The organism is Photorhabdus namnaonensis (assembly GCF_001684335.1).
Taxonomy (GTDB): Bacteria; Pseudomonadota; Gammaproteobacteria; order Enterobacterales; family Enterobacteriaceae; genus Photorhabdus; species Photorhabdus namnaonensis.
Genome location: NZ_LOIC01000018.1, coordinates 250,946 through 263,145, shown reverse-complemented (window position 1 = coordinate 263,145; position 12,200 = coordinate 250,946). Strand labels below are relative to the sequence as shown.

14 protein-coding genes are annotated in these 12,200 nt (G+C 38.3%); 12 read left to right on the top strand and 2 right to left on the bottom strand.

Annotation, left to right across the window (positions count from 1 at the left end; all coding sequences use genetic code 11):
* Window position 1: 1 nt before the first annotated feature.
* Window positions 2–979, top strand: a complete 978-nt coding sequence (locus tag Phpb_RS26510; protein ID WP_240492391.1) for a gp53-like domain-containing protein — start codon at window positions 2–4, stop codon at window positions 977–979.
* On the top strand, window positions 980–1,432 hold the full coding sequence (locus Phpb_RS03385; RefSeq protein WP_065389170.1) for a tail fiber assembly protein: 453 nt from the start codon (window positions 980–982) through the stop codon (window positions 1,430–1,432).
* Between the two features lie 100 nt (window positions 1,433–1,532).
* Here Phpb_RS03385 and Phpb_RS03380 read toward each other — a convergent pair whose 3' ends face one another.
* A complete protein-coding gene (locus Phpb_RS03380) occupies window positions 1,533–1,820 on the bottom strand; it encodes a helix-turn-helix domain-containing protein (protein ID WP_420848320.1) in 288 nt (95 codons plus the stop codon).
* A 73-nt stretch (window positions 1,821–1,893) separates the two neighbouring features.
* Between Phpb_RS03380 and Phpb_RS03375 the strand changes: the two genes are divergently transcribed.
* Window positions 1,894–2,154 (top strand): helix-turn-helix domain-containing protein, encoded by a 261-nt coding sequence (locus tag Phpb_RS03375; protein WP_065389169.1) that lies wholly within the window; start codon window positions 1,894–1,896, stop codon window positions 2,152–2,154.
* Window positions 2,155–2,236: 82 nt separating this feature from the next.
* Window positions 2,237–2,485: a helix-turn-helix domain-containing protein gene (locus Phpb_RS03370; protein WP_011147600.1), complete on the top strand. Its 249-nt coding sequence runs from the start codon at window positions 2,237–2,239 to the stop codon at window positions 2,483–2,485.
* A 235-nt stretch (window positions 2,486–2,720) separates the two neighbouring features.
* On the opposite strand, the gene Phpb_RS25840 is transcribed toward Phpb_RS03370, so the two are convergent.
* Complete coding sequence (locus Phpb_RS25840) at window positions 2,721–2,864, bottom strand: hypothetical protein (RefSeq protein WP_165603265.1); 144 nt, start codon at window positions 2,862–2,864, stop codon at window positions 2,721–2,723.
* 606 nt (window positions 2,865–3,470) lie between these two features.
* Between Phpb_RS25840 and Phpb_RS03365 the strand changes: the two genes are divergently transcribed.
* From Phpb_RS03365 to ftsL, 8 genes are all read left to right on the top strand, one after another.
* Entirely contained in the window at window positions 3,471–4,514 is a 1,044-nt protein-coding gene (locus Phpb_RS03365) for a hypothetical protein (protein ID WP_065389168.1), read from the top strand.
* 300 nt (window positions 4,515–4,814) lie between these two features.
* Entirely contained in the window at window positions 4,815–5,486 is a 672-nt protein-coding gene (locus tag Phpb_RS03360; RefSeq protein WP_065389167.1) for a dTMP kinase, read from the top strand.
* A 1,040-nt stretch (window positions 5,487–6,526) separates the two neighbouring features.
* Window positions 6,527–8,254, top strand: a complete 1,728-nt coding sequence (gene ilvI / locus Phpb_RS03355) for an acetolactate synthase 3 large subunit (RefSeq protein WP_065389166.1) — start codon at window positions 6,527–6,529, stop codon at window positions 8,252–8,254.
* A 2-nt stretch (window positions 8,255–8,256) separates the two neighbouring features.
* Window positions 8,257–8,748: an acetolactate synthase small subunit gene (ilvN, locus tag Phpb_RS03350; RefSeq protein WP_065389165.1), complete on the top strand. Its 492-nt coding sequence runs from the start codon at window positions 8,257–8,259 to the stop codon at window positions 8,746–8,748.
* A gap of 87 nt (window positions 8,749–8,835) precedes the next feature.
* A complete protein-coding gene (cra, locus tag Phpb_RS03345) occupies window positions 8,836–9,843 on the top strand; it encodes a catabolite repressor/activator (protein ID WP_065389164.1) in 1,008 nt (335 codons plus the stop codon).
* Between the two features lie 633 nt (window positions 9,844–10,476).
* Window positions 10,477–10,935 carry a division/cell wall cluster transcriptional repressor MraZ gene (gene mraZ, locus Phpb_RS03340; RefSeq protein WP_065389163.1) on the top strand — a complete coding sequence of 153 codons (459 nt, stop codon included), beginning with the start codon at window positions 10,477–10,479 and terminating at the stop codon, window positions 10,933–10,935.
* A gap of 2 nt (window positions 10,936–10,937) precedes the next feature.
* Window positions 10,938–11,882 carry a 16S rRNA (cytosine(1402)-N(4))-methyltransferase RsmH gene (rsmH, locus tag Phpb_RS03335; RefSeq protein ID WP_065389162.1) on the top strand — a complete coding sequence of 315 codons (945 nt, stop codon included), beginning with the start codon at window positions 10,938–10,940 and terminating at the stop codon, window positions 11,880–11,882.
* A complete protein-coding gene (gene ftsL / locus Phpb_RS03330; protein ID WP_075489376.1) occupies window positions 11,879–12,199 on the top strand; it encodes a cell division protein FtsL in 321 nt (106 codons plus the stop codon). Before rsmH ends, ftsL begins: the two co-directional genes overlap by 4 nt.
* Window position 12,200 lies beyond the last annotated feature (1 nt).

Genomic DNA, 12,200 nt, shown 5'->3' with positions numbered 1-12,200 from the left:
AATGGCTAATTTGCCGGAAACCCCACAGTGGTCAGAGGGAGTGTATCAAATAGAAACCTCAGATCCCGTGTTAGGCGGGCCTGATGGTATTTCTAATCGGCAGGCTAAACAGTTGGTCAACCGCACAAGTTATCTTAAACAAAAACTAGAACAAAATGGGAATGAGTTGAGGGAACATTCTGAGGTGCAAAATCCGCATACTCAGTATGCACCGAAAGCCAGTCCCATTTTCACAGGAACGCCAATCGCCCCCACACCTGCTAAAAACGCTAATAATACTCAGATTGCAACAACAGCATTTGTGCAATCACTGACGGATACGGCGAATCAAAGTGCTATAGCAGCAAATAACAACGCTAATAGCCGAGTACCATCCATTCGTAAAGTGAATGGGAAAGCGTTGTCATCTGATATTTCATTGAATGCCGGGGATGTGGGAAGTTATGCTAAATCTGAGAGCGATAACACTTTCTTGCGTATTTCTAGCGATAAAACTGCAACCGTTGGTAGTTTATTAATTGATAGTAAAACTCCTTTTCCTGAGCTACGTTTCAAATCGAAAGATGGGTATATGGTAGGAATTAATGGTTCGGAAGGAAAATTGTTACATATTTATTCTAACGATCCGAGCAATCAGCGACGTTATAATATATTAATACCTGAGCGAAGCGGTACGCTCGCATTGCAAAACGCAGCTATAAAATCTGAAAATGGCTGGTGGCAATGCGGGGATACGGGAATAATTATTCAATGGGTTAAAGTTGCATCAAGCCAACAGTCATGGGTAAAAGTCAATTATCCAATTTCTTTTAAATGTCAGTTTATTGGCTATGTCGCAAGCATGTCGAGTATCAATACATCAACAGGTCACACATTAGTACGTAATGCAACATTATCGACGTTTGAATATCAAGCTGGCACTCCCAACAACAATGAGAATCCAAGCAAAGTTGTTCATATATTATTTTGGGGGGTATAAATGGTTTATTTCTCCAGAAAAGAAAGCGCTTTTTATAGTGAAGCTCATGAAGAATGTGTTGAAATAACCGCAGAAAAACACAATGAATTACTTACAGGGCAGTCACACGGTTTGTCAATTGTCAGTAATAAAGAGGGTTATCCAGTGCTTACTGAACGCGCTCCGTCCGTTTATCATAAATACGATGGTGAAAAGTGGATAATATCAGAAAGCGGTGTGATAAAGCTTAGGCAGGAACAGCAGCAACAAGCAGAACATAAGAAACAGCAACTTATGTTCACTGTAAGTAAACAGATAGCTCCGTTACAAGATGCTGTAGATTTGGGGATGGCGAGTGATGAGGAAAAATCTCTGTTAGCAGATTTGAAGAAATATAGGGTATTACTGAGCCGCATTGATGTTAACTTAGTGCCAGATATTAATTGGCCCGAAAAACCCAGAGTAATAGAATAAGGGCTGCAATAAACTGGCCCCAATAGTTAGACAGTCTAAGCAGCTAACATGGTCTAAGTTCGATATTATACCGAGCTTAGACCATTTAGTTGAGAATTAGTCACCTGGAAGAATTATTTCGGATAACTCGTTCAATAGGTTGTCCATTCTCGTCAAAATATCGGCTTGGCCAAATTTCTGAGGGATGTACTCCGAGATTGTTCGCAATAATCCACTCTCCTTTAGGCCAAGGTCGTGATAGAGCATTAGCTAATGTAGATGAGCTAAGTCCCTCCTTACGTGATACTGCTGCTAAGGTAGTGCCGAGCTTACGTAAGGCAGCGATAATGTCGGCGGTATGCCAATCTTTTTTATTCATTTCCTTTATATCTCCATATAACAAACGCATGAATTATCCTATTTTGGGATATTTAAGTAAATGATTGATATTCGATTTTGGGATATTAATCAAGGTTAAAGAAATGGCATCGATTTATTCATATGAATATCAAATGGTTATAAACGCTCTTCGTAAGGCTAGGATAGAAAAAGGTATTACTCAAAAAAGATTGGCTCAAGCCTTAGATCGACCTCAATCATTTATTGCTAAAATTGAAAATGGTGAAAGAAGGTTGGATGTGGTTGAATTTGTGCATATAGCACACTTGCTATCTGTCGATCATGTGCTAATTTTAGAAAAAATGTTGTTCAAAAAACAACCTAGAAAGTTAAAACGATCGTAGCTTATAAAATAAAAAATCCCATTTTGGTATAAATCAACAATCGATTGATATTTAATCCTAAATGCTTAGTAGGATTAAATATATGGTTTCAATTTACTCTGATGAATATCAAATAGTTATCAAAGCACTCCGTGAGGCTCGTATAGCAAAGGGGGTCACGCAGGAGAATTTAGCTCAAGCGCTAGATCGCCCTCAATCGTTTATTGCGAAAGTTGAGAATGGTGAAAGAAGATTGGATGTTGTGGAATTTGTTCATATAGCACATTTGTTATCATTAGAGCCAAGTGTTCTCATAAAAAGAATCCCAAGAAAATATTCCTCGATATGCTGATAACTTTCTATCTATGCTAGTTTCATCAGATAGCGTAGCTAAAGAGGGATTCACATAGTTAACTATGTGGTAGAACAATTAGGGTTTATCCCTGAAGTTGTTTTTTATACTTCGTGTTGTGCAGTGTCTATACACGTTTCACTTGGCTAACACTACAATTGGGACTATCTGCGCTCCTTTTGCGCAGATAGATGTAACTAAACCGGTTCCGCTCCAGGTTGGAGAGGGGGTTGGTTTATGAGGTCATGACGTCGGCCTTTTCAGCTATAGCGATTTCCCCAATTTTCGGAGCTTCGGCTCCCTTAGTTTGACCAACGATTTTTACGCGTTGCGTATTACTAACTTTAATGTTAATGCTGAATTCCGAAAATGACTTCACGTTTTTCCTATCTATACGTTCATGCTTCTCGTTCAGTTAGGTGAATTTGCCGAGCGCTTCTTAATAACTTCTTAGTCTCAAGATAGAGGTTTATAAGGCTAAAATAGCTTTACATCAGAGATAGGTTCAAGTTCAGCTAAAATCATAGCTGAATGCATTCCAATCATTTTCATTTGGTTTCTGTACTGTGCATTATGATAGGGGTGTTAACCCCATTTTAATGAGTGCAGAATATACCGCCTAACTGTTCGGAATTGGTTACCGTGCTACAGATTTAAAGGAAAAATGGGTAAATTGAATAAATTACAGTCATATTTACGACGCTAGTTGTGTAAAAAGTTTTCAATAGATGAAACGCAATTGTCGCTTTATTTATCGAGCGGATAAGCGAAATTTATCGCGCGCGGCGTCACCCGGAGGGGAATAAAGTGAATGTGATAACAGCACAAGCATTTAGACCGCTAACTGATGATGAAACATTAAATTATGATAATGGTTTAATGAGTTCGTCACCTAATTAATAGAAAAAGGAATAAAGGTATATCATAACCTTTATTCCTTTATTTGTTCTTTCATTTATAAGATAAAAGGTAAATAGGGTAAAGCATGGACATAATTAACGTAAAAAGGAAAATAACAGAAATAATAAATAAAAAATTTAATGATACTGATCTGTATACTTGCTACTTGTCAGGCTCAGTCATTGAAGGGTTTTCAACGCCAAAATCTGATTATGATGTCTATGTTATATTGGAAGAAGAACTAGAAAAAGAATGCGAAGAGATATTTATACCATCCGATATCGGAATGTTAGAAGTGACGATAATCTCTTTAAAAGAGATAAAAGAAATTATGAAGATAATCAACAATGGAAGCTTAAACTCCGATTGGTATAAATTACATTTATCTCATAGGATATTAACAGGGGAATCGATTGTAAAATCAAATAATTTTGACACATTAAAAGGAGGAATAAATAAAACTAAATTATGTGAAATACTTAAGACCAGAGCAAAAAACTTTGGAGAAAAGTGTTTTTCCGATGGGATTGGAAATATTTTAAATAATGAACTAATATCAGCAGCATTCAACTTTGAACGAACAGTTAATTCAGCAATGGATTATATCCTGGCTTCGAGTGAAAACACATCCACTTTAATAAAGTGGCGCTATCAAAATGCAATGAAGGTGTTTGGAAAAGACCATCCAATAACATCTATATACTTGATGATTTGTTCAAAATTTAATGTAATCAATGATATTGCAACAATTGATTACATAAATTCAGTTGCAAAAATGTGGCAATTAACTTTAGACTATTGTCAAGGAAAAGATATTTTTAGCTACAGTGTATCTTTTACAAAAAAAAGAATAGCTAATACATCCGACATTTCATTATCAGATGAAAATAATAAACCAATAATAAAAAATTTATGGTATAGAGTCTTGTGTAAAGATGGGAAATTAATACTTTTCGCAAAAAAAGCATTATGTGAAATCAATTCAGATGCATATAAGGTTTGGTTAGTAATAGATAATGAAAAAACAGAGTTTGAAGTTGTTTCAGAGTTGGAAAAACTTGGAGTAACTAATAAAAATGCTAGTTTTTATATATCGGAATTCGAAAGGCTAGGGGCATTAACAAAATAATACATATTTGGAATGAATTAGTTGATTATTTAAATATAAATAAACTTACTTATTATATAGGTAATTTAGTAAATGGATATGGCTTAGAGCCAGAGTTAGCCTTATATGGTACTGAACTACGTGAGTCAAAAGAAATAAAGAAAACATTCTAGGAAACTTGCCCCGCATTAAACATAGAAAACATTTACCAAGATCATTACTTGTGGGATAAGATTTTTGCGATAGCTAAAAACAAATTATTTATTATCGGTAGTGGTAGAAATTCACTTGATACTGAAGCGTACTACGGGGAAAAAAGAAATGATTAAACGCGGGTTATTTATAGCTTTTGAAGGAAATGATGGTGCAGGTAAATCAACAATTTCACGCGAGATTTATGATATTTTATCTCTAGATTATAATAATATTGTTTTTTTAGATAAAAATTATCCTTTACTACCATCTGGATATAGTATGTATCATATGGGAAAAATACGAGATATCCTTTGGGATTATGACATTTCAGCTCCATTGGGTGAACTTGGTGACCGGCATTGGATTCTATTGATAGCATCATGGTTTTCTGTTTTAGATAGTTTAATTATTCAACCTTGTTTATTGCAAGGTAAAATTATTATATGTGATAGTTGGTATTATAAATATTTAGCAAGATTCTTACTTAAATCCACGGAATTAGCAGAATTAAGTAAATCAGTTCTATCTATAAACACAAAACCAGACATGGTTATATATCTTGATGTTCCTCCAAATATTGCTGAAAAAAGGAAAAGAATATTAAAACCTAGTGAGTCTGGAAAATTAGAGATAAATGAAAAGTATGATTTTATAGAATATCAAAAACATGTTCTTAATCAATACCAGACGTTTTATGATGACACTTGGAAAATTATTGATACTGATACACTAACTAAAGATGCAGTAATTAAATTAATAGTGGATATTATTCAAATGGAAATACTTAAAAAAATGTAATTACTGCAATACCTATATTTACTAAGGTTATTTTATCTGGAGGAAAATAATGGATAAAGAATTTATAAAATTAATATTAGCTTCCTCAGGAAATTCTTTTACCTTGTATTTGGAGATGATAATATCATTCACGCTATTCTTTATTCTTTATTCTTTATTCTTTATTCTTTATTCTTTATTCTTTATTCTTTATTCTTTATTCTTTATTCTTTATTCTTTATTCTTTTATTAAAAATATCCTTGGTTTATTTTTATAACCTTATAATTTTTTAATATTAAAAATATATCAACTAACCAATTTGAAAAAATTTAGTTATTTTCAGGTTTTGTTTAAAATATATAAAGTGTCGATCTCGTTATTTTTATGTTTTATTATTATCTATTGCTCAATAAAACATATTTTTATTTTAATATTGCGATATGCTTTTTATAGGTTATTAAGATTATTTCTATTTTAAATTATCATTTGGCTGATTATTATATTAGGTTGTTTAATGATGAAAATGAATATTTATATATCTAGGTAAGTATTGAATGTGTGGAATTAGTCTTCCAGGAAAAATAATGGTTTCTATCGTATTTTATAATTAAAATGAGGTAAGTGGATTTTACCCTAATCAATTATTTGCAATGGTTATCCAAAAACGAGGAAATGACGGTCAAATTATCTGAGGCGTTTGTCGGCATTCCCTTTATCAGCTTCATACTTCGGCGACTTAAACGATTTTGAAAGCTGCTTTTTAGTTTTTTATCGTATATATACCGGATAATACCTATATGTTGTCGTTCTTTTCAGGTATAGCTACTCATATTCTACTTACTTTTGGCTTATTGATAGTAAGATAACGCTTGCAAGAGAGATATTGAATTGTCAGAAAGTGGCTATTCTTCCTTGTACTTACATTGCTAACACCCGTTTCTAGCGTTATGTTAATTAACTCAGCATGAATATCCCGCTGAGAAGCTATTCGTCTTACTAAAATAAAAGTGGAAGTCACTTCCGATTTATTAACTTGCAAACAGAGCCTGGAGGAGAACCTATGGAGATGTTATCAGGAGCTGAAATGGTCGTCCGATCATTAATTGATCAGGGCGTTGAGCATATATTCGGTTATCCGGGAGGGGCCGTACTGGATATTTATGATGCCCTGCATACGGTTGGGGGCATTGAGCATATTCTGGTACGTCATGAGCAGGGCGCGGTTCATATGGCTGATGGTTATGCTCGTTCTACCGGGAAGGTGGGTGTGGTATTGATTACCTCCGGTCCTGGAGCAACCAATGCCATTACCGGTATTGCCACAGCTTATATGGATTCAATTCCGATGGTTGTATTATCCGGTCAAGTCGCTAGTTCCCTGATTGGTAATGATGCATTTCAGGAATGTGACATGGTAGGGATATCCCGCCCGATCGTAAAACATAGTTTTTTAGTGAAAAAAGCAGAGGATATTCCAAAAGTACTGAAAAAAGCCTTCTATCTAGCCTCCAGTGGTCGTCCGGGACCTGTAGTAATTGATTTACCGAAAGACACGGTAAATCCGGCAGTAAAATTACCCTATATTTATCCTGAGCAGATCAGTATGCGCTCTTATAATCCGACGATTCAAGGACATAAAGGGCAGATTAAGCGGGCATTGAGAAAACTATTGAATGCGAAAAGACCTGTCATTTATGTGGGCGGCGGGGCGATTAACGCAGATTGTTCAGCAGAATTACTAGTATTGGCAGAAAAATTCAATATCCCTGTTATTAGCTCCATGATGGGATTGGGCAGTTTCCCTGCAACTCATCCGCAAAGCCTGGGTATGCTCGGTATGCATGGTACGTTCGAAGCTAACAAAGCAATCCATAGTTCAGATGTCATTTTTGCTGTCGGTGTGCGTTTTGATGATCGCACTACCAATAATCTGGAAAAATATTGCCCAGAAGCAACGGTATTACATATTGATATTGATCCGACATCAATTTCGAAAACGGTTTCCGCAGATGTACCTATTGTTGGTGATGCTAAACAGGTGCTTGGGCAAATGCTGGCGTTGCTGGAGACAGTAGAAGACACGCAAGATCCCGATGCGCTAAAAGATTGGTGGTTATCTATTCAGCAATGGCGTAGCCGTAAATGTCTCAATTTTGATCGCAGTGGTGAAAAAATTAAACCACAAGCTGCTATTGAAGTTCTCTATCGTCTGACGAAGGGGGAAGCTTATGTCACTTCCGATGTTGGACAGCATCAGATGTTTGTTGCATTGCATTACCCATTTGATAAACCAAGGCGTTGGATCAGTTCCGGTGGTTTGGGAACGATGGGATTTGGTTTACCGGCGGCTTTGGGCGTTAAACTGGTGAAACCGGAAGCGACGGTAGTCTGTGTTACGGGGGATGGTAGTATTCAGATGAATATTCAGGAGCTGTCTACCGCGTTGCAATATGGGTTGCCGATACTGGTTCTAAATTTGAATAACCGTTTCTTGGGCATGATAAGACAGTGGCAAGACATGATTTATGCTGGTCGTCATTCTCAGTCCTATATGGAATCCTTACCTGATTTTGTCAAATTGGCTGAGGCTTATGGTCATGTTGGCATTTCTATTCAACGTTATGATGAATTGGAAAGTAAATTAGCGGAGGCTCTTAGAGAGGTGACTGAAAATCAGCGACTGGTATTTGTTGATGTAACAGTGGATGAAACTGAACATGTATATCCTATGCAGATCCGTGGAGGAGCAATGGATGAGATGTGGTTAAGCAAAACGGAGAGAACCTGATTATGCGCCGGATTTTATCTGTATTACTTGAAAACGAATCAGGGGCTTTGTCCCGGGTTATTGGTCTGTTTTCCCAACGTGGCTACAACATTGAAAGTTTAACTGTCGCCCCAACTGATGATCCGACATTATCGCGGATGACAATTCAGACTAAGGGCGATGCAAGGGTACTTGAACAGATTGAAAAACAGTTGCACAAGTTGGTGGATGTGTTAAGAGTCAGTGAGTTGGCATCGGGTTCTCACGTAGAGCGTGAGATCATGTTAGTCAAATTACAGGCCAGCGGATATGGACGTGAAGAGATCAAACGCAGTACGGATATCTTCCGTGGTCAGATCGTTGATGTGACTTCGACCTTATATACTGTGCAATTGGTAGGAACCAGCGATAAGTTGGATGCATTTCTTGATGCTGTTCGAGATGTTGCAGAAATCGTTGAAGTTGCTCGTTCAGGTATTGTCGGCGTATCTCGCGGGGATAAAATTATGCGATGAAAAATCGCAAACTGCGGGGCAATATGCATACATTTATCAGGCTCTGCGATAAAGTAGGGCCTTTTTGGGGGTTATTAAGGAGTTAATGTGAAACTGGATGAAATTGCCCGCCTTGCAGGTGTTTCACGCACAACGGCCAGTTATGTAATTAATGGTAAAGCCAAGCAATACCGTGTCAGTGATAAAACGGTAGAAAAAGTGATGGCAGTGGTTAGAGAGCATAATTACCATCCTAATGCTGTGGCAGCCGGTCTCCGTGCAGGGCGTACCCGTTCTATTGGTTTGGTTATTCCAGATTTAGAAAATACCAGCTATACCCGTATTGCTAATTATTTGGAACGTCAGGCTCGTCAACGTGGCTATCAGTTATTAATAGCATGCTCGGAAGACCAACCTGATAATGAAATGCGCTGTGTTGAACACCTGTTGCAACGTCAGGTAGATGCAATTATTGTTTCTACCGCATTACCGCCGGAGCATCCTTTTTATCAACGTTGGGCAAATCGTTCTTTGCCTATTATCGCTCTCGATCGGGCACTTGAAAATGAACACTTTATCAGCGTAGTGGGTGATGATTTTGAAGATGCAAAGATGTTGGCGCAAGAATTTCGTCAATTTCCGGCTGAATCTGTGCTTTATCTCGGCGCATTACCTGAATTATCAGTCAGTTTTCTGCGTGAACAGGGGTTCCGTGAGGCATGGAAAGATGATCCTCGTAAAGTGATGTATCTTTACTCAAACAGCTATGAGCGTGATGCCGCTGCTGAAGCGTTCTCCAAATGGTTAGAAACTCATCCAATGCCACAAGCGTTGTTCACTACCTCTTTTGCCCTGTTGCAAGGGGTCATGGATGTTACCCTTAAACACAGCGGCCGTTTACCAAATCAATTGGTTATCGCGACTTTTGGTGATCATGAATTATTGGATTTCCTTGAATGCCCTGTGCTCTCAGTAGCGCAGCGTCATCGTGAAATTGCTGAACGGGTATTGGAACTGGTGTTAGCAAGTCTGGATGAAAAGCAGAAGCCAGGGCCAGGTATTACACGGATACATCGCGACTTATGTCGTCGAGGAAGCCTGAGCCGAAAAATATGACAAAAACCCCTCATTAATTTTCTGATGAGGGGTTTTGGTTGTCGGATTTGTCTTAAAAGAGGTGTGTAAAGGTAACTTTCAAGCAATCCTTACGTTGGGTGTTTCAGCGTGAGCAAATATCAATTTCGTTCATACATAAATTATTCAGTAGGAAGAAACGCATGGAATAAAGCTTATTTGAGTTTGGGATTTGTCTGTTTACCCCCCGTTTTTTTACCGTCTTTTATATATTAAATTGATTTTAATAATATTTATCTTATAGCTTTTTGTTTCTAGTTAGTTTGAGTGTTGAATGCGTCAAATAGAATGATAAACATTGCTGCACGGTGGTTAAATAGTAATGAAATGTAAATTATGTAAATAAATTAATCACACAACTATTTTTTTATTATTTTATCGTAAACATTTACTCTCTTTATGCTGGTAAAATTATTCAGAATTATCATGGTGTTAATTATTATTGATATTGCTAAATTTAATAATTATGTCTCCCAACAGCCAAAATCTTGCCATCAATGTAGCTAAAGCGCATCCGCTCTGGCTTGACAAGGTTTTCGTCCCATCCGTAAACTCCTTATTGTGGGGATTAGTGGGATAAAGTGGTAATTCTTGATCACCAGGGGCGACCTGAGTATGTTTCGTGGAGCAACGCAGATTAATCTTGATAGCAAGGGGCGGCTCACCGTACCTACCCGATACCGGGCTATGCTAAATGAGGAATCGCAAGGGCAAATGGTTTTTACCATCGACCTTCATCAGCCGTGCCTGTTGCTCTATACATTATCTGAATGGGAAATTATTGAAGAAAAACTTTCTCGCTTATCCAGCATGAATCCGGTGGAGCGCCGGGTGCAACGTTTGCTTTTAGGTCATGCCAGTGAATGTCAGATGGATAGTGCAGGACGTCTTTTGCTAGCCGGTACATTGCGCCAGCATGCAGGGCTAGTCAAAGAGGTTATGCTGGTTGGTCAGTTCAACAAATTTGAACTGTGGGATGAGCAGGCTTGGTATCAACAGGTTAAGGATGACATTGCGGCTGAGCAATCCACACAGGAACCTTTATCAGTACGGCTACAGGAATTATCACTATAAATATGGCAAATAGTCATTTTAAACATACCAGCGTATTGCTGGATGAAGCAGTCAACGGACTGAATATTCGTGAAAATGGAATCTATATTGACGGCACATTTGGCCGTGGCGGGCATTCACGTCTGATTTTGTCGCAATTGGGAACGGCAGGTCGTTTAATTGCAATTGATCGAGATCCGCAAGCGATTGAAGTGGCAAAAGCGATCACAGATCCCCGTTTTTCAATTGTACATGGGCCATTTTCTAAATTGGCTCACTATATAGAAAATGCCGGGCTGACTGGCAAAATTGATGGTGTATTACTGGATTTAGGTGTTTCTTCGCCTCAGTTGGATGATCCAGAACGCGGTTTTTCTTTTATGCGTGATGGGCCGCTAGATATGCGGATGGACCCGACTCGCGGGCAATCAGCAGCAGAATGGCTGATGCATGCGACAGCAGATGATATTGCTTGGGTATTGAAAACATTTGGTGAAGAGCGTTTCGCCAAACGTATTGCTAGGGCAATTGTGGCACGCAATCAGGAAGATCCCATTACCCGAACAAAAGCGCTAGCTGATTTGATTGCTCAGGCTAGCCCAGTAAAAGAGAAACATAAGCATCCAGCAACCAGGAGCTTCCAGGCGATTAGGATTTATATCAACAGTGAGCTGGAAGAAATTGAGCAAGCGCTGGAAGGGGCATTACAAGTGCTTGCGCCACAGGGGAGACTTTCAGTTATCAGTTTCCATTCGCTGGAAGATCGTATTGTTAAACGATTTATTCGTCAGAATAGTCGAGGGCCACAGGTGCCAGCGGGATTGCCATTAACAGAAGAGCAACTGAAAGCGCAAGGTGGGCGTAGCTTGAAATCGATTGGCAAGATGAAACCTTCAGAGGAAGAAGTGGCGGATAATCCACGGGCTCGCAGTTCTGTTTTGCGTTTTGCTGAAAAAGTTAGTGAATAATGGCAGGTGAACGTCACGGATTAACCGGTATTATCGGCAACGATTTACTCAAGAATGCCAAAATACCGCTAATTCTTCTAATCGCTGTACTGGTTTCGGCCATAGTCGTTGTAACCATTGCACATGAAACCCGCTTATTGACGGCTGAAAGAGAACATCTGGTCGTGGAACGAGATGCATTAGATATCGAGTGGCGCAATCTGATCCTCGAAGAAAATGCCTTAGGTGATCATAGTCGAGTTGAGCGGATAGCTGTTGAAAAAATGCATATGCAGCATGTTAATCCTGCTCAGGAAAACATTGTTGTTTCACAGTGAG